This window comes from Mycobacterium sp. IDUB_1 (genome assembly GCF_055419625.1).
In genome coordinates, this window is the sequence record NZ_JBVAYA010000001.1 from 1,063,373 (window position 1) to 1,083,570 (window position 20,198).

A 20,198-nucleotide genomic window follows, 5' to 3' on the forward strand; every position below is an offset into this window, starting at 1 on the left:
CGGCGGCGCGAGAGGAGCGGTTCGTGGCGGTACAGGACTCGGCGACGACGTCGCCGTCTGGAAGCACAAAGCCGTCTGGAAGCACGAAGCCGTCTGGAAGCACAAAGCCGTCTGGAAGCACGAAGCCGTCGGGAAGCGCGAAACCCGACGAGGGAATGCTGGGGCTCGGATTGCTGGCCGGCCCAGCGAACGTCATCATGCAACTCGCCCGGCCGGGCGTCGGCTACGGAGTGCTGGAGAGCCGCGTCGACAGCGGCCGTGTCGACCTGCACCCCATCAAGCGGGCCCGCACGACGTTCACCTACCTGGCGGTGTCCACGAACGGCACCGACGCGCAGAAGGACGCGTTCCGGCGGGCGGTGAACCGGGCCCACGCGCAGGTGTACTCGCTCGAGGACAGTCCGGTCTCCTACAACGCGTTCGACAAGGACCTGCAGCTGTGGGTGGGGGCCTGTCTGTACAAGGGCGTTGTCGACGTGTATCGCCTCTTCGTCGGCGAGATGGATACCGAGACCGAGGCCAGGCTCTTCGAGCAGGGCCGCAAACTCGGCACGATGCTGCAGGTGCCCGAGCACATGTGGCCGGCCGATCCCGCGGCGTTCGACCGGTACTGGCAGGAGTCGCTGGAGAAGGTGCACATCGACGACACCGTTCGCGAGTACCTGTATCCGATCGCGGTGTCCCGGGTTCGCGGAGTCCGCTTGCCCGGCCCGTTGCAGCGCCACGCCGAGCAGACGGCATTGCTGATCACCACAGGATTCCTGCCGCAACGCTTCCGCGACGAGATGCATCTGTCCTGGGATGACAAGCAGCAGAAGCGGTTCGACCGCATCATTAGGGTGCTGCGGCTGGTCAACACGTGCTCGCCGCGCGTGGTGCGGGAGTTTCCGTTCAACGTGCTGCTCAAAGACATCGACTGGCGCATCCGCACCGGACGCCCGCTGGTCTGAGGCCTCAGTCGAACATGTAGGGGCCGAGGAACCGCGTCATCCGTCGCAGGTAGTCCGGCTGGCTGACATGCAACACGTGGTTGCCGGGGAACCAGTGGAAATCGCAGCGGTCCCAGTGCCTCCAGAGCATCTCGGCTTGCGCAGGAGGCGCCAGCCTGTCGCCCAGGCCGGCGATGATCAAGCGCCGCTCCTTGGCCGGCAGCGGCCGATAGTTGAGCGGCGAGGAATACATCGTCGCGGCGTCGACCAGTTCACTGTCCGCGCCGGACAGCCAATTCCGCAGCGCCACGACCTTGTTCGCAGGAAACCACTCGTCGACCGTGCGATCGGGCGTCACTACGGGAACGTTGGGGATCACGGCCTGGATGCGGTCGTCGACGCTGGCGATCAGGGCCGAGGTGTATCCGCCCAGCGACATACCGGTCAACGCGATGCGGTCCACGCCGGTGTACTCGAGATAATCCAGCACCGACCGGAAGTCGTGCACCGCCTGGGCCATCGCCTCGCAGAAGCCGGAGAACCCGTGCGCGAAGTAACCGTGCCCGGAAAACGGTGAGTACTGCTCGGCGCGGCGGCCGTGGAACGGCAGTGTGTACAGCAGGACGTCGTACCCCGAGCGGTAGAACCAGGGGAGTGCGAAGAACAGTCCGTTGAACAGATACGCCGAGCCCATGAAGCCGTGGATCAGGCACAGCGTGGGCCTTGGCCCGTCGTCGTGGCGCCAGTGCTGCGCATGGACGACGTTGTTGCGAACGAAGCCGGCACACTGCTCGCGCAGCGCGGGGTTGACGGCGGTGAAGCTGCTCTCGAAACGGATGTTGCGGACGTTGCCGTGGGCCACCCACTCGGCAACTGGGTTCGCTGGCCGGGACGACACCCGCGGCGGTGACTCCGGGGCCGGGAACGCGACGGACGGATCCTTCATCGACGCCATCTCGGCGTAGAACTCCAGGTGCTCCTGCTCGGCGGCCGACTGTGTCCGACGCAGCGCGCCCACCACCGACGGCGCCATCGTCACGCTGAGCAGTGATGCGATCGAGGTCCGCAGGGCCAGGTCGGCCACCGCGGAGGAGTCGACGATCAGCCGTTGACGCAGTGTCAGGTCGATTCGGCGCGGCAGGCCGCGGGCCGTCGCGTCGGCGCCGGGAACGTCGGGTACCGGAAGCGGTAACTCGTCGGGCTCCTCGGCTGCGACGGTGGATTCCACGGTTGCCAATCTAACCGTCCACCGCCTGACAGACTGGCCGCATGTGGAATCCCGAGGTCTACCTCGCCTATGCCGACCACCGGGGCCGACCGTTCTACGATCTGACCTCGCGCGTCGGCGCCACCGCGCCGCGCCGCATCGTCGACCTGGGGTGCGGCCCGGGAAACCTGACCCAGACGCTGACCACCCGCTGGCCCGGCGCGACGATCGAGGCGTGGGATTCGTCCCCGGAGATGGTCGCCGCAGCGCGCGAGCGCGGCGTGGCCGCCGAGGTCGGCGATGTCCGGGAGTGGTCACCGGCGCCCGACACCGACGTCGTCGTCAGCAACGCCACGCTGCAGTGGGTTCCCGAGCATCGGGAGCTGATCGTGCGGTGGGCCGCCGAACTCAGCCCGGGAGCATGGCTCGCCTTCCAGGTGCCCGGCAATTTCGACGCGCCGTCCCACCGCGTGGTCCGTGACCTCGCGGCCCAACCCCAGTGGGCAGAGCTGTTGCGAGACTTCCCCTTCCGCAGCGCGGAGGTGGTGGACTCGCCGCAGTCATACGCCGGTCTGCTCCACGACGCCGGCTGCACCACCGACGTCTGGGAAACCACCTACGTCCACGAGCTGACCGGTGAGCACCCGGTGCTGGACTGGATTCACGGCACCGCGCTGCGGCCGGTGCGCGGCGCCTTGAGCGACGCGCAGTGGGAGCAGTTCCGCTCCGAGTTGATCCCGATTCTCGCCGAGGCCTATCCACGGCGGTCCGACGGCACCACGTTCTTCCCGTTCCGTCGGATCTTCGTGGTGGCGCAGGTGGGTCAGCGGCGCTGATCGAGCAGGTCGATGACCTGCGCGACCAGGGTGTCGATGTCTGCCCCCGTCGTATCCAGCACGAGATCGGCGTCCTCTGGCGGCTCGTACGGAGCGTCCACGCCGGTCAAGCCCTTCAGCTCGCCGGCACGGGCCCGCGCGTACAACCCCTTGGGATCCCGCTTCTCGCACTCCTCCCGCGGAGTCGCGACGTAGACCTCGATGAACGGCAGCTTCGCTGCGTCGTTGAGGGCCCGCGCGATCTCCCGGTCCGACTTCAGCGGAGACACCAGCGACGCCAACGCCACCACCCCCGCGTCAGCGAACAGCCGGGTGAGATGACCGACGCGACGGATGTTCTCGGCACGATCGCCGGCAGAGAAGCCCAGATCGTCGGACAGCCCGTGGCGGATGTTGTCGCCGTCGAGCAGATAGGCCACGTGCCCGGCGTCGACGAGCGCGCGCTCCACGGCGACGGCGATCGTGGACTTGCCGGAGGCGGGGAGCCCGGTGAACCACACCGTCGCGCCGCGCTGCCCGGTCGCCGCGCGGCGGTACTCGCGCTCCAGCGACGACGGATGCCAACGGATGTCGTTGCGTGTCTGCTCGCCGGGCTTCACCTCACGCGGTTCGATGATCGTCCCGGCGCCCACCGTGTCGTTGGTGGTCTCGTCGATCAGGATGAACGCGCCGCTGTCGCGGTTCTCGGCGTAACTGTCGGCCACCACGACCGAGCTGGTGCGCAGCGTCACCACGCCGATGTCGTTGAGCACCAACTCCACTGGATGGTCGAGATCGTCGAGAGTCTCGGGATCCAGCCGTGAATGGAGTGCCTGCGCCGTGGCCCGAACCGTGCGTGTGCCCTGCTTCAATGCGAAGCGGTCACCGGCCCGCATCGGGCTGTCGCGGAACCAGCAGACGGTGGCATCCAGCTCACGTGCCAGCACCGGCAGCACCGCGTCGTCGTCGCCGCTGACGAAGACGTCGCCACGGCCGACGTCGATGTCGTCGGCCAGTTCGATCGACACCGACAGCGGCGCAACGGCAACGGGGCGATCGTCGTCGAGAGTGTCGACGACGGTCACGGTGGAGCGGGTCCCCGCCGGCAGGCTGACGATGGAATCGCCCACCTGCAGGGTGCCTCCCGAGAGCCGCCCTGTGTAGCGGCGGCGCTGTTCGGCCGTGGGGCGCGACACCCACTGCACCGGCAGCCGCAATGTGCGCGATTCCGGTTGCGGCGCCGACAGTTCCACCGACTCGAGGTACTCGAGCAGCGTGGGCCCCTCGTACCACCCGGTGCGTTGCGAGCGGTGCACCACGTTGTCGCCGTGCTTGGCGGCAATGGGAATGACGGTCAGATCGGCGCCGCCGAGCCGTGCGGTCACCGTGCGCAGCTGCCGGTCCACCTCGCTGAAGCGCTCCCGGTCGAAATCCACGAGGTCGATCTTGTTCACCGCGGCGACGAAGTGCTTGATTCCCAACAGGTTCGCGATGCGTGCGTGCCTGTTGGTTTGCCGCAGCACACCGGCCCGGGCGTCGACCAGCAACACTGCGACGTGGGCATTGGAGGCGCCGGTGAACATGTTGCGGGTGTAGCGCTCGTGCCCCGGGGTGTCGGCGAGGATGTAGCTGCGAGTGTCGGTGGAGAAGAACCGGTAGGCGACGTCGATCGTGATGCCCTGCTCGCGTTCGGCGCGCAGCCCGTCCGACAGCGCCGCCAGATCGGCCACACCCTCCTCGTCGGTGACAGCCTCGAGATGGTCCAGCGGCAGGCTGTCCGTGTCATGGAGGAGCCGGCCGATCAACGTGCTCTTGCCGTCGTCCACCGACCCCGCGGTCGTGATGCGCAGCAATTGACGAGTGCCCATCAGAAATACCCCTCGCGCTTCCGGTCCTCCATGGCCGCCGCCGACGTCCTGTCGTCGGCGCGTGTCTCGCCGCGCTCGGAGACGGTGGCTGCGGAGATCTCGCTGATCACCCCGTCGATGGCCGTGGCGTGTGATCGCACGGCTCCGGTGATGGTGAGGTCGCCGACCGTGCGGTAGCGCACCCACTCGACCGCGGCGGTCTCGCCGTCGGCCGGCTGGGCGTAGTTCGAGACGGCGAGAAGGATTCCGTCGCGCTCGAACACCTCGCGTTCGTGGGCGAAGTAGATCGACGGGAGCTCGAGGTCCTCCAGTGCGATGTAGCGCCAGATGTCCAGCTCTGTCCAGTTGCTCAGGGGGAACACCCGCACCTGCTCGCCGCGGCGAATCCGCCCGTTGTACAGCGACCACGGTTCCGGCCGCTGGGCACGGGGATCCCATTGACCGAACTCGTCGCGGAAACTCAGGATGCGTTCCTTCGCGCGGGCACGTTCCTCGTCGCGCCGTGCGCCGCCGAACGCGGCGTCGAAGCCACCGGCCTCGAGCGCATCGAGCAACGTGCGGGTCTGCTGGCGGTTACGGGAGGCGCCCGGGCCGGGATCGGGCACGCGGCCCGCGTCGATGGATTCCTGCACCGAGGCGACGATCAGCTTGTGGCCTTGGCCGGTGACGCGTCGATCACGGAATTCGATGACTTCGTCGAAGTTGTGCCCGGTGTCGACATGCATCACCGGGAACGGCAGCGGACCGGGCCGAAAAGCTTTCTCCGCCAATCGCAACAGCACAATCGAGTCTTTGCCCGCGGAGAACAGCAGCACCGGGCGTTCGAGCTCTGCCACCACCTCGCGGATGATGTGCACGGCCTCGGCTTCCAGTAGCCTCAGCTCGTCGACGTGGATGGCGTCGTAGGTGTCCGAGATCCCAGCGCTCATGTGGGTAGGCCCTCCCGTTCGGCGTCGGCGCGGTACCGATCCACCCATTCGTCGGACCGTTGATCAGCCTGACGTTCCAACACCGGTGGCGGCGCCAGCCGCGCATCCTGTCCGACCGCCTCGAGCACGGAGGCCACCACCTCGGTGAGGTTGCGCCACAACACCGGGTAGGGCACGTCCATCGGCTCGATGTTCTCCTCGGCGAACCAGGACCGCCAGCCGTCCTCCTGCGCGCGCAGCATCTTCACGACATGCGCGATCGCGCCGGCGTGATACTCGGCGCGCGCATCGCGCACCGGGTCGGGCCGCCCGCGCCACACTCGGGTCTGCACGGCCCGCCAGAACGACACCGCCTGTGACACCACGTCAGGGCGGTACACGTGGATCAGCACCGGATCGGAGCCGATCACGTCGCGAATCGCTGAGAGCAACCCGGAGCCGCTCCGGTCGGGCAGCCCCTCGGCTCGCTGCATCAGCAGTGGGGTCTGGTTCCACATCAGCTTGCCGCCCCAGATGCCGTTCGGTGTGCGCCCCACGGTGCGGATGTAATCCCGCCAGATCTCCGGTGGGGCGAGATCCGGTTTGCCCTCGTCGAGCGGGTCGAGCAGACGCAGGATCGACTCGTCGGTCACGCCCTCGAACCACTGCCGCGGCTGCGGCGACTGGCTGGTGGTCGGCAGGTACTGGAAGAACTCACCCGGCTCACCCGCGACGCCGGTGGCCCGCAGCGATTCGACGAGAAGGGTGCTCCCGCTGCGCTGGGAGGCCAGCACCAGGTAGGCGGTCGGGGCGGACATGGCCGTGAGCTTAGCTGCCATCACGGCAGGTGAGACGACCTGACCAAAGGATCACGGTGAGCTTAAGTCTTGTCCTGTCTGCTCGTCCTCGGCGATCCCGCGGTCGGCGGCAATCGCTGCGCGGCTGGGCAATTGAAGATCCTGAACCAGCAGGTAGGTCTCCGTGTAGCGGGCGGCGATGCGCGTTCCCGCGAAGTCGGAGGGAATGACGTCACCGACGCTCTGACGCCAGTCGTTGAGCAGCAGCGCCAGATCACTGCCGAGCGCCTCGGCCTCCTCTGTGGGCTGCTCGGCGAGCAGGTTGTGCGCTTCGATGGGATCGGCTGCGAGATCGTAGAGTTCGCGCTCGGGACGCGGTGAATTCACCGACGGTTCGACTGCCCGCCCGGATGCACTGTCGGCGATGTCCCACGGCAGATCCAAGAGTGGTCGCGCGGCGTAGTTCTCGATGTAGCTGTAGCGCTTGGTCCGGATGGCTCGGATCGGATCGAACGAGTCGTGGTAGGTCTTCGTGGTGTACACGGCGGTGCGCACAGGATCGGCATGCCTGCGGTTAGCAACCAGATGTGTTGCGTGCGAATAGCCTTCGACTTCTGACGGGATGTCGACCTCTACCAGGTCGAGCACTGTGGGTAGCAAGTCGACCCCGCTGAACAACTCGTCGTACACCCGCGGCGGCAGGTTCGCGTCACGGGGTGGCCGCATGATCAGCGCGATGCCGGTCCCTGCGCCGTACAGGGTGGACTTCGCGCGGGGCAGCGCGGGGCCGTGATCGGTGACGAACACCACCCACGTGGTGCGATCGAGACCGGTCGCCGCCAGCGCGTCCAGCAGCCGACCGACCGCGGCATCGGCGACTGTGATGGAGCCGTAAAAATCTGCCAGATCCTGACGCACCGCTGCGGTGTCGGGAAGGTAGTCCGGCACGCGCACCGACTCCGGATCAGCGGGGACGTACCGATCGTGCGGATAGGGCCGGTGGGTCTCGAAGAAACCAGCCGTGAGCAGGAACGGCTTGTCCGGGGGATCGGCAAGCCATTGCACCGCCTGTTCGACGACGTATTCGCAGTACGAATTCGACACGTCGAACTCATCGAAACCGAGGCGCGACGGGAACGACGTCTCGTGCTGCATACCGAAAAGTGCGCTGTGGTAGCCACTTTCGGACAGAATCTGGGGAAGGGTGCGCACGCCGGGCCGGTACTCCCAGCCGTGGTGCGCCAGCCCGATCAAGCCGTTGCTCTGGGGGTACCTGCCGGTGAACAGGGAGCCACGCGACGGGGAGCACAGTGGCGCGGTGGCATGGGCGTCGGTGAACAGGATGCCGTCGCGGGCCAGCTCGTCGAGGTACGGGCTGGACACATCGGGGTGCCCGTAGACGCCGAGGTAGCGGCCAAGGTCATGCCAGTGCACGAGCAGAACGTTGTCCCGCCGGCCTTCACTCACAGCTGCGTCCTCCCGAGATCAGCTCCTACACGTCGTCCGGGCCCACGGTAACGACAAAAGCGCCAAGAGGGACAAGTGGGAGATGCCCACGCGGTAGCGTCGGGGAGGCGGTGAGGGGAGACGACCATGAAGGCGACGATCGTTGCGGTGGGACTTCTGACAGCGTCGTTGTCGGGTCTGGGCGTGGTGACTTCCGCGCCGGCCAGCGCCGGTTGCCTCTACGGCGGTGGATACATCAGCAAATGCGACGACCCGATCCAGCCGGATGGCAGCTGGCAGCGGTGCGTGGGGATCGCCTCGGTGGTGCCCAGCGGCTTCGGTACGCATCTGGTCCCGGTGCGTCAGTGCGCGGTCATGGGACCGGGCCGGCCCGGCGGTGACCCGGCGTTCAACGACCCGCCGATGCACATCGCCGGCTGAACCGCTACGGGTGGTACGGCACCCCGACCGCCCGGAACACGAACTCGGGCGGCACATCGTAGGCCAGTGAGCGCCGAGGCAACCGTGCCAGCACATCGGCGGACAGATCTTCCTTGTAGTGCAGGGACAGCTCACCGGAGCAGCGCGGATCGACGGCGGCCACGTCGACGTCGAGAGTCAGCCCGCGTTCGTCGAACGTCGCGGTGACCGCTCCTGACTGTGGCGCGTCCCAACGCAGATCCATCGTGCGTCCGGCGAGCTTGGGCACGGAGGAGAGCGTGGCCAGCACCCGCTGCTCGGTCAGTACCAGCGACCCGACGTAACTGGCGATGCTGCCCGCCGAACGAAGTCCCGGCACCGCGCCCCGGAACCGCCGCGTCACCGCCACGTACTCGGCGATGAAAACGATCCCCTCGGCCTCGACTTCGGCGCGGAGCTCACGCGGAAGCTTCCCGATGCGGAGCAACTTGCGCAAGAACACGGCCATGCAGGCACGGTAGCTCAGATGGTTTTGTGGTCTTTCCACGATGTCGGGTGGTACACGTGGTCGGATGGATGTGCGCAGAGGGTTGCTGGCCGGATCTGCGGTGCTCGCGCTCGGCATCTTCGTCGCGATGCTGCTCGGATACCGCCTCGGCTGGGCACCGCTGTCGCGCATCGACGATGCCGCACTCGACGCCACGTTGCGGATCGGAGAACGGCACCCGGGCTGGGTCACGTTCTGGGACGTGTTCTGCACGGTGCTCGGCCCGACGGCCTTTCGCCTGGTGACGATCGTGGTGATCGTCGTCGCGTTCGTCCGACGCCACGTGCGCCTCGCCGTCTTCCTGATCGTCAGCGTGGAGCTGTCGGGCCTGGTCACCGAGATCGCCAAAAGACTGGTCGACCGGCCACGGCCGTCGACCGCCCTGGTGCACGCCGCATCGTCGTCGTTCCCCTCGGGACACGCGGTCGGCGTGACGGTCGCGGTCATCGCGCTGCTCATGGTGTCGCTGCCGCTCGTGCCCGCCGCTCGGCGCGCATGGCTGATCACGTCGGGAGTCGCCCTGATCGGCACGATCGGCGCCGGCCGCGTCATCCTCAACGTGCACCACCCGTCCGACGTGATCGCCGGATGGGCGCTGGGCTACGCCTACGTGGTCGCGTGCCTGCTGGTGCTGCGTCCGGTGCGTCCGGTCACGGAGCCGGACGAAATACGGGAAGTGAGCGGTAGCGCACGCTGAAGCTAGCCTTCGTGACCTCGGTGCCCACCTCGCCGTCGAGCGCGAGCACCGTCGGTCCGTCGACGGACTCGAAGGCGAATTCGGGCACGCGCAACTCACGGTAGAGGGGGCTGCGGACCAGGCGTCCGAACATCAGCGCCGCGAGAATCCGCCACTTCGCCAGCGGCCGGCCCGTCTCCAGGATGCGGATGTCGATGAGCCCGTCGTCCATGCGCGTCCGTCGCGAAGGAGCGAAGCCCGACGGCAGATAGATCGAATTGCCGAGGAAGAACAGAGAGGTCTGCAGCGTCTGGTTGTCGTACTTGATACGTACCGGCTGGTCGCGGCGCAGGGTGTGGAACATCGCGTAGATCCCGGCCAGCGGCTTGCCGATCTTGTGCTCCCACTTCTCACGCGTCTGGACGAACTGCGGATAGGCCCCGATGCTGGCGGTGTTCACCACCATCTGCTTCTCGTTGAGGCACACCGTGTCCACACACGACACCGTCCCGTTCTGGATGGCGGCCACTGTCTTGGCGGTGGTGTCGCAGCCGATGTCCTTGGCGAAGTGGTTGAACGTGCCCGCCGGGAACACCGCCAGGGGCACCCCCTCCTCCAGGGCGATGCTCGCCGCGACTGCCACCGTGCCGTCGCCACCACCGACTGCCAACACGTCAGCGCGTTGCGCGGCCGACCGGAACACCGCGGGCACGTCGTCGTCTTCACTCAGCTCGACGATCTCCGCCTCGGGCAGGGCCTCGCGCACCTCGTCGAGCACCCGGGCGCCCGTGCCGCTGCCCGACGCCGGGTTCACCACCACGGTCACCCCCGCGCCGCGCGGCCGCGGCGGCGTGTCGACGCTCAGCGGGGCAACCCCGGGCAGCCGCTCCTCGACGATCGGGGGCACCACGCGGGCGCCCAACACGGCGATTCCGGCGCCCAGGCCGAGGCCCGCCAGCACATCACCGGGGTAGTGCGCACCCACCGCGATCCGCGACATTCCGACCATCCCGGCGAGCAGAGCCAGGCCCAGCCCCACGGGCGCGTTCTCCAGACCGACTCCCACCGCGAACGCCGCGGCGCTCGCCGAGTGCCCCGACGGCAGCGAATTCGAGGTGGGTGCCCGCCGTGTCTGACGTGCCAGCGGCACCGTCAGCCGGTTCGGCCGGTCCCTTCGCCACACCCGTTTGGCGCCCTGATTGGTCACCAGACTCGTCACCCCCAGAGTCAGGACACCACGCATCGCGCCGCGCTTGACCGACGGATTGCCGAACACGGCTAGGCCCGCGGCGATCGCGAACCACAGCTTGGAATGGTCGGCCGCCCTGGTCAGCCGCGGCATGACCGCGTCGATCAGGGGGCTGGGGGACTCCGCGATCGCCTCGAACACCTCGCGATCCAGCGTGCCCAGCCCCCGGCCGATCTGGGTGATTCCTCGGTGTCGCGGCCGCCGCAGACGTGCGGGCAGTAAGTCCATCACGCCAACGTAGCCGAGACGCTGCGAGAGCAAACCTCGCGTACTGCGACCTGATCGTGTCCGAATCTTGACTCCGAATGCTGGGTCGGGCGACCACGATCGGAGCCCATGCGCCGACTGCTCACCATGCTGTGCGCGGCGATCGTCCTCGCGGGCACGCCACCTGCGATCGCGCGGGCCGCGCTCACCCCGTGGTTTTCCGCGTCGGTGGGCCGGGCCACGCAGGTGCTCGCGGTGACCGGCACGGGCGGCTCCGACGCCACCCTCGACGTATGGCAGCGCACCGCCGCCGGATGGCAGCCCGTCACCGGCGGAGTGGGCGTCCCTGCCAAGATCGGGGCAAAAGGCATGTCGCCCAACCATTTCGACGGATCGATGATGACGCCCGAGGGGATCTACACCCTCGACTTCTCCTTCGGCACCCAACCCGATCCGGGCGGGGGGCTGCGCTACATCAGGGTGGGGCCCAACCACTGGTGGGACGGTGACATGAAGAGCCCCACCTACAACACCATGCAGGTGTGCGACAAGCAGAACTGCCGCTTCGACACCGCGCCGAGTTCGGGCACCGAGAATCTCGACATCCCGCAGTACGCGCACGCCGTGGTGATGGGTGTGAACAAGGAACGTGTCCCCGGTAAAGGCGGGGCCTTCTTCGTGCACAGCACCGACGGAGGGGCGACGGCCGGCTGTGTCGCGATCGACGACGCGACGCTGGTGAAGATCATGCGGTGGCTGCGTCCCGGCGCGATGATCGCCGTCACCTCCGCCGCGGGGTGATCCCTACTGCTTGACCGCCCGGCCGGCCTTGACCTTGAAGTTCAGCGCCTCCAGCGACATCGAGGCGTCGTAGGTGCGGTCGTATCCGGTCTCGCTGATCTTCCAGCCGGCGTCGGTGCGGCGGTAGCGGTCGTGGTAGAAACCCGCGCCGATCAGCATGAAGTTGAAGGCTGGCGCGATGACCCGATCCTGCAGATACCAGGTGGCCGTCGCCTCGTCGCCGTCGACGGTGATCTCGGGGTGGGTCACCCGGTGCTCGGTGATGATGTCGGGGCCCAGGGAGGTCCGCATGAAATCGACCAGTTCGTCGCGGGTGCCGAAATGGTGTTCCTCGCCGACCGATTCGCCGTAGTGGCCGATCACGTCGTCGGTGAGGGTGTCGGCGAACTCGTCCCAGTGTTTGGTGTCGAGCGTGCGCAGGTACCGGTATTTGACCGTCTTGATGTCGTCGATGTCACCCATGGCGTCATTGCAGCACAGTTCTGCCGGGCAGAGTGTCTGATGGGCTGCAGCGGCGACGGCGATTAAGGTGTGCCCCGTCATGAGCGATGCACTCGGGTTGTCCGTCGGCGCCACCAATCTGGTCGCGGCCGGAGTCGGGCGGCCTCCGGTGCTCCGCCGGTCCGTGCTCACCGTCTACGGCCACACTGCCCCTGACGTGGGCCTTCCCGCGGGCCGTTCCTCGGGTCAGGGTGACGGGGTGACGCTGGGCGGTTTCGTCGAGCGTGTCGGTGATCCGGTGCCCCTGGTCGCTGACGACGGGTCGCGGTACCTGGCCGACCAACTCGTCGTCGACGCGCTGGAATCGATGGCTGCGCTGGCCGGCTCCGCCGCGCCAACCGACGTCGCGATCGCCGTGCCGGCGTACTGGGGACCCGGGCCGATCGACGCGCTGCGCGAGGCGCTGACGGCCAGCGGGCCGCTCGCGCCGGGGGGACCGCCGCCGCGGCTCATTCCGGACGCGGTGGCGGCGTTGACGGCGATGGTGGCCGACCCCGGTCTCGAACGCCGGGGGGTGCTGGCCGTTCTCGACATCGGCGGTAGCGGAACGAGTATCAGCCTTGCCGAGGCCGGATCGCTCGAATTGATCGCTCGCACCGAGCGGTTCGCGGAGTTCGCCGGCGACCAGATCGACCAGACCTTGCTCACCCATGTCCTCGAGCGCGTACCGCACAGCGGTGAGGACACCGGCGCGACCGCCGCGGTCGGATCGCTCGCGCGCCTGCGGGAGCAGTGTCGCGGCGCCAAGGAGCGCCTCTCGACGGAGCCCGAAGCCCGCATCGACGTCGACGTGCCGGGGTACCGCGGTGACATCATGGTCACGCGAGCCGATCTCGATGCGCTGCTGGCCCGCCCGCTCGACGACCTCGTCGAGGCGCTGCGAGACACTTTGCAGCGCAACAACAGTGGCGCTACAGCCCTGTCGGCCGTCGTCCTGGTGGGCGGCGGTTCTGCCATTCCGGCGGTACGGCAGCGCTTTTCGGCCTATCCCGGCCGGGTCCTGTGGTCACCGCGACCGGCGCTGGACGCAGCCGTCGGCGCGGCATTGTTCGCCGCCTTCGGGGGAGCCGCCGAGACCGCGACGCGCGCCGCGCCCGCCGTCGCTCCCGTAGGGCCCGACGCCGGCGCCGACTCGACCTATGCGCTGGCATGGTCGCAGGACGATCCATCGACCGACGACGTGGTGCCCTTCGACGGCGAGGACACCTACGTCATCGACGACTACGACGACGTGCCCACCAGCAGCGCGGCGAGACCGAACCCCTACCGGCTCGATGACCCCCAGGAAGCGCGCGTCGACGACGAGCCGACGGGGTGGCGGCGGTTGCCTCTCTCGCTGCTCGGCGTGGTCGCGGCCATCGCGCTGGTCGCCGTCGGCGGCGTCGCGATCGCACTGACCAGTGTCGACAGCTCGGATTCCGACCGGCCGAAGCCGGGAACCGCGCCCCTGAGCAGGGAACTGACCCCGACGAGTCCGGTCGGCGAGACCGTCACCATGCCGGGACAGCCTGCCGCGCCGCCCACCAGCGCGGCCCCGCCGCCCGCCCCGGTCGTCACCACCAACGCGCCTCCCGCGCCGACCACCACGGTGCCGACCACGACGACGACCACCACGACGACCACGACCACCACCACGACGACCACCACGACGACGACCACCACGACACCGTCGACGACCACCACGACCACGACGGTCCCGACCACCACCACGACGGTGCCCACGACCACGGTGCCGACCACCACCGTGCCGACGACCACCGTGCCGACGACCACGCAGGCGCCGACGACCACGCAGGCGGTGACGACTCGAGCGGTGACGACTCAAGCGGTGACGACGAGCTACCTCACCGTGCCCTTCGTGCCAGTCCCCATTCCTATTCCGGTCCCCGCGCAGCCCTGAGCGCGCAGAAATAGGGGTTTCCCCGATTGCTCCGGCCCGCGCGTCCGGCTTAGCTTGAGCAGAATCGACTCGATCGGCTGCGGAGGGGACAGCCGATCGGGTCGTTTCTCATTCCAGGACCAGGCCAGGACCAGGCCAGGACCAGGCCAGGACCAGGACCAGGCCAGGACCAGACCGGCGTCAGACCGGCAATGTCTCCACGTTGCGCGGATGATGGCACGCGGCCGTGTGACCGGATTCGTAGGACACCAGCGCAGGCTCCTCGGTGGAGCAGATCTCGGTCGCCCACGGGCAGCGGGTGTGGAATCGGCATCCCGACGGGGGATTGCTCGGACTCGGGACGTCGCCCTCGAGCACCACGCGCTCACGTGCCTCGTTGAGTCGCGGATCGGGAATCGGGACGGCCGACAGCAGCGCATTGGAGTACGGATGCACCGGCCGCTCGTAGAGGCTGTCGGTGCCCGAGTTCTCCATGACCTTGCCCAGGTACATCACCGCGACACGGTCCGACACATGTCGGACCACACCCAGGTCGTGGGCGACGAACAGATACGACAACCCGAACTCGGCCTGTAAATCCTTGAGCAGGTTGATGATCTGCGCCTGCACCGAGACGTCCAGAGCGGACACCGGTTCGTCGGCCACGATCAGCTTCGGTTGCAACGCCAGCGCGCGAGCGATACCGATGCGCTGTCGCTGACCTCCGGAGAACTCATGCGGGAATCGGTTGTAATGCTCGGGCCGCAGACCGACGCGGTCCAGCAGGTCCTGCACACGCCGTTTCAGCTCGGCGCCGCTGGCCAGACCGTGCAGATCCATCGGATCGCCGACGATCTGCCCGACGCGCTTGCGCGGATTCAAAGAGGCATAGGGGTCCTGGAAGATCATCTGCATCTGCCGGCGCAGCGGCCGCAGCTCGCGACGGGACAAGCCGACGAGTTCCTGGCCGAGGAACTTGACCGAGCCCGAGGTCGGCGGGATCAGTTGCAGGATCGCCCGGCACAGCGTCGACTTGCCGCAGCCCGATTCGCCGACCAGACCCAACGTCTCGCCTTCGTTCAGCGTCAGACTCACCCCGTCGACCGCACGCACCGTGCCGACTTCCCGCTCGATCACGATGCCCGAGCGGATCGGGTAGTGCTTGACGACATCGGTGACCTCGAGCAGCGGTTCGGTCATGTGCGCACCCGCGCTTTCTCCTCGAGGTCCAGCCAGCAGCGGTCCAGATGCGTCCCGCTCAGCGTGGGAGCAAGGTCGGGCGGCTGACTACACCGGTCGAACTCGAAAGCACACCGGGGCGCGAAGCGGCATCCCGGTGGCGGATCGAGCAGTGACGGTGGCTGACCGGGAATCTGCGTGAGTCGCTCCGAGCGCGGTCTGTCCAGGCGGGCCAACGACCCGAGCAGCCCCCACGTGTAGGGATGCTGTGGGGCGTAGAAGATGTCGTCCAGGCTGCCGTCCTCGACGATCTGGCCCGCGTACATCACCGCGACCCGGTCGGCGACTTCAGCGACCACCCCGAGGTCGTGGGTGATCAGCACCACGGCCAGTCCCCGCTCGGCGTTCAACTGGGCGATCAGGCGCAGGATCTGCGCCTGCACCGTGACATCCAACGCGGTGGTCGGCTCGTCGGCGATCAGCAACGCAGGCTCGAGAGCAAGCGCCATCGCGATCATCACGCGCTGGCGCATGCCGCCGGAGAACTCGTGCGGATAGCTGCGGAGACGGCTCTCTGCATTCGGAATGCCCACGGCCGTCAGCAGTTCGGCCGCCCGACGGGTTGCCTCGGACTTCGGCACGTCGCGGTGCGCGCGGATCATCTCCACGATCTGGTCGCCCACCCGATACACCGGGTTCAGCGATGACATCGGATCCTGGAACACCATGGCGATCTCCTCGCCGCGGATCTCCCTCAACCCGTCGTCGTCGAGGCCCACCAGTTCGCGACCGCGGTAGGTGACCGACCCGGTGATCCGGCTGTTCGGAGAGCGGGTGAGCCCCGTCAGCGTCTGCGCGGTCACGCTCTTGCCCGACCCCGATTCGCCGACGATGGCCAGGATCTCACCCGGACCCAGCGAGAAAGACACCCCGTCGACCGCCTGCACCAGGCCATCTTCGGTGGCGAATCCGACCCGTAGGTTCTCGACGGTCAACAGGTCTTCGCTCTTCTGCTGTTGATTCGCTCCGCAAGCGTCGCTCATGTCGGTGCCGCCTGTCCCAGTCGAATCCGCGGATCGAGCACGGCGTAGGCGATGTCGACGAGCGTGTTGAACAACACGATGAAGAATGCGCCGAACATCGTCACCGCCATCAGCGGCGGCAGATCCAGGCTGCGGATCGCCTCACCAGCGTAGAGCCCGACACCGTCGAGGTTGTACACCGTTTCGGTCAGGATCGCCCCTCCGCCGACCACCATGCCGAAATCCAGGCCGAACAGCGTGACGATCGGAATCATCGAGTTGCGCAACACATGTCGGATTCTGACCTGGCGTTCGGTCAGACCTTTTGCCCGCGCGGTGCGGACATAGTCCTCGTTCATCGCGTCCAGCATGTTCGATCGCAGCACTCGGCTATAGAAGCCGATGAACAACACGGCCAACGTGAACCACGGCAGCACCAAGTGATATGCCCAGTCCAGGGGATCCTCGGTGAGCGGCACATAGCTGCCCGTCGGAAACAGCTGCACCTTGTAGGTGAAGAAGTACAGCAAGATCGCGGCCAGCCAGAACACCGGCATCGAGATACCGACCAGGGACAGGATGCTCAGCGCGCGGTCACCGAACCGGCCGGCGTGCACGGCGCTGAGGTAACCGAACAGCACCGCAAGCGCCATCCAGATCACCGCCGCACCGATGCACAGTGAGAACGTCGCCGGCAGCCCGTGCCAGATCTGTTCGCCCACATTGCGATCGCTCGCATACGACGTGAGTTCGCCGGTGAATATCTGCTTCATCATCGTCAGGTACTGCACGGGCAGGGGTCGGTCGAGTCCGAGGTCGGCGTTGACCCGGGCGATGAGATCAGGGTCGGCGTTCTTACCGGCGATCCGCGCCGCGGGGTCCGAATTCGGCACCACGTTGAAAATGAGGAACACGATCACCGAGATCGCGAACAGCACGGCGATCATGCCGAGGACCCGCCGCGCGACGAACTGCCCCATCAGTGCTCCAGCCTGATACGGGCTTTGGGGTCCAACGCATCCCGCAGACCATCCCCGAACACGTTGAGCGCCAGCACCGTGAGAACGATCAGGAGACCGGGCACGATCGTCAGGTGCGGTGCGGTGTAGATCAGCTGATAGCCATCGGCGATCATCGTGCCCCAGGAGGCGTTGGGCGGTCGGACCCCGGCGCCGAGGAATGACAGCGCCGACTCCAGCAGCATGTTGTTGGCGATGTTCAGCGTGAAGAACACGATGATCGTCGAGATGATGTTCGGGAGAAGCTCGCCGACCATGATCCGCAGCGGACCCATGCCTTGAGCGACAGCGGCTTCCACGAACTCCTTCTCACGCAGCGCCAGGATCTCCCCGCGCAGTGGCCTGGCCATGTACGGCACGTACACCAGGCCGATGATCAGGATCGGAATCCAGATCGAATCCCCCGCAATCTGCACGACACCCAGCTTCAGACCCCCGATCGCCAGCGCCGTGCCCAAGGCGATACCGAGAAGTAGCACTGGGAACGCCCAGATCACATCGAGGATCCGAGACAGTACCGCGTCGATCCAGCCGCGGTAGTACCCGGCGAGCAGCGCGACGATCACCGCGAGCACCGTGGTGACCGCAGCGGCGGCCAGCCCGATGTAGATCGACGTCCGCCCGCCGTACATGAGGCGCACCATGACATCTCGCCCGTTCTGGTCGGCGCCGAGCAGGTACCTGCCGTGCAGGCCCGGCCCCAGCGGGGTGCCGTCGGGCGAGACGACGTCGGTGTCGACGCCGTTGATGCTCACCGTGTCGGTGATGTGGTTGTCATTCGGACCCGTCTGCGCGATGTAGTGCGCCCACAGCGGCGCCGCCAGGCAGAACAGCACGATCAAGACGAACAGCACACCGCAGGCCAGGGCAACCTTGTTGCGGCGCAGGCGAAGCCACGCCAGATACCACGGGTTGCGGCCCTGGATCTGTTCTTTGGGTACGCCGACGGGCAGTGGCGGCTCGTCGGGGACCTCCACAGGGACAGGAGCGACCATCGTTTGGTCGCTACTTCACTGCGAACGAGGTGAAGTCCTGCTTGAACAACAGATGCTGATAGGACTTGTCGAAGTCCATGCGCTCGGACAGGAACGTGGTGAACTGCTCGTTGCCGTAGGGCGCCCACACGGCCTGCTCCATGAACGCCTTGTCGAGGTCGGCGTATTGCTGCTCGACGCCGGGCTCGGTGATCTGCTTGGTCAGCAGTTCGTTCATCTTGGCGTCCAGGTCCGGCAGATTGGCCCGGGACAGGTTGTTGCCGTTGGTCGGGAGGATGCTGGCGCCGTTGAGCAGCGGGCGGAAGAAGTCGTCCGGATGCGGGAAGTCCTGGAACCAGTCGGCGAATCCGGTGTCCACATCGGGTGTGGATTGGTTTCCGATCGTGGTCCAATACACGTCTCCGGCAATCACTTTCAGTGTCGCGTTGAACCCGAGCTGGGTGAGCAGGTCGTGGTAGTACTCGCCGATGCGCTTACGGTCCGGCTCGTCGTCGGTCCACACGGTGATGTCGCGGTCGGCCGGATTGGCCTCTGCGAGCAGCTGCTTGGCCTTGTTCATGTCGGGCCCGGGGTAGAGCTTGTACTCCTGGTAGCCCGGCATGCCCGGCGGCAGGATCTGCTGGCTCGGGTGCAGACGGCCTCCGAAGATGCGGTTCAAGGCCTCTGGATCGATCGCGTAGTTGATCGCCTGGCGCACCTTGATGTCGTTGAACGGGGCCTTCTGCGTGTTCATGAAGAAGTAGTAGGTGTTGATCGATTCCTCCATCCGGAACCGATCGGGGTAGCGGGTCTTGACCTCCTGCAGGCGGTCTGACGGAACCGGGTCGACCATGAAATCGACCTTGTTCTGCACGATGTCGGTGACCTGAGCGCTCTGGTTCTTGTTCTCCACCACGGTGATCTTGTCGACGTTCGCATCGGCCACATCGGTGGCGCCGGCGTCCTTGACGGTCTTGAACTGCGGGTTGCGCTCCATGGTCAGCGTGCGCGGAGCGTCGACGTTGCTGATCATGAACGGTCCGCTGGCAGGCGGCGGTGTGTTGGTGGCGTCACCGTCCAGCTTCGTCGTGGGCGGCACGGGAGCGGCGAACATCAACGCGAGGAGGTTGTCGAACGTGCCGTTGGGTCCGGTCAGCTTGATCGTGATGTCGCCGGTGTTGTCGTCGGTGGTGATGCCGGTGATCGTGTCGGCCTTGCCGTCGGCGTACTCCTTGGCCCCGACGATCACGTTGTAGAACACCGACCCGCCCGAATCGGCCTTGAACAGGCGCTGAATGGCGTAGGCGAAGTCCGAGGCCTTGATCGGGGTGCCGTCGGAGTACTTCATGTTCTTGCGAAGCTTCAGCTTGTAGGTCGTGCCGTCGGGGGAGATGTCGGGCATCGCCTCGGCGAGACCGGGAACGATCTCGGTACCCTCCTTACCCTTGGCGTGCTTGTAGGTCAGCAGGGGTGTGTAGACGTTCCAGAGGACCTCCCAGCCCTCGACCGTGTAGGACAGCTGGGGGTCGACGTAGTCGGGGAACGAGGTCAGCGCGACGGTCATGTCGCCACCGCCGCCACCTCCGCCGGAGCCGGCGCCTGACCCGCTGTCCTTGCCGCAGGCTGCGACGCCGAAGGCGGCCAGCGCGATGATGAAGACGATCGCGATTCCTTGTCGAACCGAGCGTGCGGTGTTCACAGCGTTCCCATCTGTCGGGCGGCCCAAAATCCACGACTTGTCCGGGCCTCACAGC

Annotated in this window: 19 protein-coding genes; 6 read left to right on the forward strand and 13 right to left on the reverse strand. The window is 67.0% G+C overall.

Annotated features, from left to right (window positions below):
* Positions 1-23: 23 nt before the first annotated feature.
* Positions 24-950 carry an oxygenase MpaB family protein gene (locus ACZYYX_RS05390; RefSeq protein ID WP_463813401.1) on the forward strand — a complete coding sequence of 309 codons (927 nt, stop codon included), beginning with the start codon at positions 24-26 and terminating at the stop codon, positions 948-950.
* Between the two features lie 4 nt (positions 951-954).
* On the opposite strand, the gene ACZYYX_RS05395 is transcribed toward ACZYYX_RS05390, so the two are convergent.
* Complete coding sequence (locus ACZYYX_RS05395; protein ID WP_463813402.1) at positions 955-2,157, reverse strand: alpha/beta hydrolase family protein; 1,203 nt, start codon at positions 2,155-2,157, stop codon at positions 955-957.
* A gap of 41 nt (positions 2,158-2,198) precedes the next feature.
* Between ACZYYX_RS05395 and ACZYYX_RS05400 the strand changes: the two genes are divergently transcribed.
* Positions 2,199-2,972, forward strand: coding sequence for a trans-aconitate 2-methyltransferase (locus tag ACZYYX_RS05400; protein WP_463813403.1), 774 nt, complete (start codon positions 2,199-2,201; stop codon positions 2,970-2,972).
* Here ACZYYX_RS05400 and cysC read toward each other — a convergent pair.
* From cysC to ACZYYX_RS05420, 4 genes are read right to left on the reverse strand one after another with little or no spacing between them, the layout of a single operon-like run.
* Positions 2,960-4,819, reverse strand: coding sequence for an adenylyl-sulfate kinase (gene cysC, locus ACZYYX_RS05405; RefSeq protein WP_463813404.1), 1,860 nt, complete (start codon positions 4,817-4,819; stop codon positions 2,960-2,962). The genes ACZYYX_RS05400 and cysC overlap by 13 nt on opposite strands.
* A complete protein-coding gene (gene cysD, locus ACZYYX_RS05410; protein ID WP_463813406.1) occupies positions 4,819-5,748 on the reverse strand; it encodes a sulfate adenylyltransferase subunit CysD in 930 nt (309 codons plus the stop codon). The genes cysC and cysD overlap by 1 nt, the downstream gene beginning before the upstream one ends.
* Positions 5,745-6,545: a trehalose 2-sulfotransferase gene (gene stf0, locus ACZYYX_RS05415; RefSeq protein ID WP_463813407.1), complete on the reverse strand. Its 801-nt coding sequence runs from the start codon at positions 6,543-6,545 to the stop codon at positions 5,745-5,747. Before stf0 ends, cysD begins: the two co-directional genes overlap by 4 nt.
* Positions 6,546-6,596: 51 nt before the next feature.
* Positions 6,597-7,991: a sulfatase family protein gene (locus ACZYYX_RS05420; RefSeq protein WP_463813408.1), complete on the reverse strand. Its 1,395-nt coding sequence runs from the start codon at positions 7,989-7,991 to the stop codon at positions 6,597-6,599.
* A 126-nt stretch (positions 7,992-8,117) separates the two neighbouring features.
* On the opposite strand from ACZYYX_RS05420, the gene ACZYYX_RS05425 reads away from it, so the two are divergent.
* Complete coding sequence (locus ACZYYX_RS05425; protein ID WP_463813409.1) at positions 8,118-8,411, forward strand: CDGP domain-containing protein; 294 nt, start codon at positions 8,118-8,120, stop codon at positions 8,409-8,411.
* Between the two features lie 4 nt (positions 8,412-8,415).
* Here the strand turns inward: ACZYYX_RS05425 and ACZYYX_RS05430 are convergent, their stop codons facing one another.
* Positions 8,416-8,898: a hypothetical protein gene (locus ACZYYX_RS05430; RefSeq protein WP_463813410.1), complete on the reverse strand. Its 483-nt coding sequence runs from the start codon at positions 8,896-8,898 to the stop codon at positions 8,416-8,418.
* Positions 8,899-8,962: 64 nt separating this feature from the next.
* On the opposite strand from ACZYYX_RS05430, the gene ACZYYX_RS05435 reads away from it, so the two are divergent.
* A complete protein-coding gene (locus ACZYYX_RS05435) occupies positions 8,963-9,634 on the forward strand; it encodes a phosphatase PAP2 family protein (protein ID WP_463813411.1) in 672 nt (223 codons plus the stop codon).
* On the opposite strand, the gene ACZYYX_RS05440 is transcribed toward ACZYYX_RS05435, so the two are convergent.
* Positions 9,588-11,090, reverse strand: a complete 1,503-nt coding sequence (locus ACZYYX_RS05440; protein WP_463813412.1) for a diacylglycerol kinase family protein — start codon at positions 11,088-11,090, stop codon at positions 9,588-9,590. The two genes, ACZYYX_RS05435 and ACZYYX_RS05440, sit on opposite strands and share 47 nt — an antisense overlap.
* Before the next feature lie 108 nt (positions 11,091-11,198).
* Between ACZYYX_RS05440 and ACZYYX_RS05445 the strand changes: the two genes are divergently transcribed.
* Positions 11,199-11,870, forward strand: coding sequence for a L,D-transpeptidase family protein (locus ACZYYX_RS05445; protein WP_463813413.1), 672 nt, complete (start codon positions 11,199-11,201; stop codon positions 11,868-11,870).
* A 3-nt stretch (positions 11,871-11,873) separates the two neighbouring features.
* Here the strand turns inward: ACZYYX_RS05445 and ACZYYX_RS05450 are convergent, their stop codons facing one another.
* Positions 11,874-12,332, reverse strand: coding sequence for a nuclear transport factor 2 family protein (locus tag ACZYYX_RS05450; protein WP_463813414.1), 459 nt, complete (start codon positions 12,330-12,332; stop codon positions 11,874-11,876).
* Between the two features lie 79 nt (positions 12,333-12,411).
* Between ACZYYX_RS05450 and ACZYYX_RS05455 the strand changes: the two genes are divergently transcribed.
* Complete coding sequence (locus tag ACZYYX_RS05455) at positions 12,412-14,271, forward strand: Hsp70 family protein (RefSeq protein ID WP_463813415.1); 1,860 nt, start codon at positions 12,412-12,414, stop codon at positions 14,269-14,271.
* 180 nt (positions 14,272-14,451) lie between these two features.
* On the opposite strand, the gene ACZYYX_RS05460 is transcribed toward ACZYYX_RS05455, so the two are convergent.
* Genes ACZYYX_RS05460 through ACZYYX_RS05480 form a run of 5 tightly spaced genes read right to left on the reverse strand, consistent with a single transcriptional unit; the run spans position 14,452 to position 20,113 of the window.
* Positions 14,452-15,450 (reverse strand): ABC transporter ATP-binding protein, encoded by a 999-nt coding sequence (locus ACZYYX_RS05460; RefSeq protein ID WP_463813416.1) that lies wholly within the window; start codon positions 15,448-15,450, stop codon positions 14,452-14,454.
* Positions 15,447-16,472, reverse strand: a complete 1,026-nt coding sequence (locus ACZYYX_RS05465) for an ABC transporter ATP-binding protein (protein WP_463813417.1) — start codon at positions 16,470-16,472, stop codon at positions 15,447-15,449. The genes ACZYYX_RS05460 and ACZYYX_RS05465 overlap by 4 nt, the downstream gene beginning before the upstream one ends.
* A complete protein-coding gene (locus tag ACZYYX_RS05470; protein WP_463813418.1) occupies positions 16,469-17,431 on the reverse strand; it encodes an ABC transporter permease in 963 nt (320 codons plus the stop codon). Before ACZYYX_RS05470 ends, ACZYYX_RS05465 begins: the two co-directional genes overlap by 4 nt.
* Positions 17,431-18,465, reverse strand: a complete 1,035-nt coding sequence (locus tag ACZYYX_RS05475; RefSeq protein WP_463813419.1) for an ABC transporter permease — start codon at positions 18,463-18,465, stop codon at positions 17,431-17,433. Before ACZYYX_RS05475 ends, ACZYYX_RS05470 begins: the two co-directional genes overlap by 1 nt.
* Before the next feature lie 10 nt (positions 18,466-18,475).
* Positions 18,476-20,113 (reverse strand): ABC transporter substrate-binding protein, encoded by a 1,638-nt coding sequence (locus ACZYYX_RS05480; RefSeq protein WP_463814816.1) that lies wholly within the window; start codon positions 20,111-20,113, stop codon positions 18,476-18,478.
* Positions 20,114-20,198: the final 85 nt, after the last annotated feature.

What these genes read in the sequence shown, in the direction of transcription:
- ACZYYX_RS05400 (WP_463813403.1), top strand. Translation starts at nt 2,199, where the DNA reads ATGTGGAATCCCGAGGTCTACCTCGCCTATGCCGACCACCGGGGCCGA.
- cysC (WP_463813404.1), bottom strand. Translation starts at nt 4,819, where the DNA reads ATGGGCACTCGTCAATTGCTGCGCATCACGACCGCGGGGTCGGTGGAC.
- cysD (WP_463813406.1), bottom strand. Translation starts at nt 5,748, where the DNA reads ATGAGCGCTGGGATCTCGGACACCTACGACGCCATCCACGTCGACGAG.
- stf0 (WP_463813407.1), bottom strand. Translation starts at nt 6,545, where the DNA reads ATGTCCGCCCCGACCGCCTACCTGGTGCTGGCCTCCCAGCGCAGCGGG.
- ACZYYX_RS05425 (WP_463813409.1), top strand. Translation starts at nt 8,118, where the DNA reads ATGAAGGCGACGATCGTTGCGGTGGGACTTCTGACAGCGTCGTTGTCG.
- ACZYYX_RS05430 (WP_463813410.1), bottom strand. Translation starts at nt 8,898, where the DNA reads ATGGCCGTGTTCTTGCGCAAGTTGCTCCGCATCGGGAAGCTTCCGCGT.
- ACZYYX_RS05435 (WP_463813411.1), top strand. Translation starts at nt 8,963, where the DNA reads ATGGATGTGCGCAGAGGGTTGCTGGCCGGATCTGCGGTGCTCGCGCTC.
- ACZYYX_RS05440 (WP_463813412.1), bottom strand. Translation starts at nt 11,090, where the DNA reads ATGGACTTACTGCCCGCACGTCTGCGGCGGCCGCGACACCGAGGAATC.
- ACZYYX_RS05445 (WP_463813413.1), top strand. Translation starts at nt 11,199, where the DNA reads ATGCGCCGACTGCTCACCATGCTGTGCGCGGCGATCGTCCTCGCGGGC.
- ACZYYX_RS05450 (WP_463813414.1), bottom strand. Translation starts at nt 12,332, where the DNA reads ATGGGTGACATCGACGACATCAAGACGGTCAAATACCGGTACCTGCGC.
- ACZYYX_RS05455 (WP_463813415.1), top strand. Translation starts at nt 12,412, where the DNA reads ATGAGCGATGCACTCGGGTTGTCCGTCGGCGCCACCAATCTGGTCGCG.
- ACZYYX_RS05460 (WP_463813416.1), bottom strand. Translation starts at nt 15,450, where the DNA reads ATGACCGAACCGCTGCTCGAGGTCACCGATGTCGTCAAGCACTACCCG.
- ACZYYX_RS05465 (WP_463813417.1), bottom strand. Translation starts at nt 16,472, where the DNA reads ATGAGCGACGCTTGCGGAGCGAATCAACAGCAGAAGAGCGAAGACCTG.
- ACZYYX_RS05470 (WP_463813418.1), bottom strand. Translation starts at nt 17,431, where the DNA reads ATGGGGCAGTTCGTCGCGCGGCGGGTCCTCGGCATGATCGCCGTGCTG.
- ACZYYX_RS05475 (WP_463813419.1), bottom strand. Translation starts at nt 18,465, where the DNA reads ATGGTCGCTCCTGTCCCTGTGGAGGTCCCCGACGAGCCGCCACTGCCC.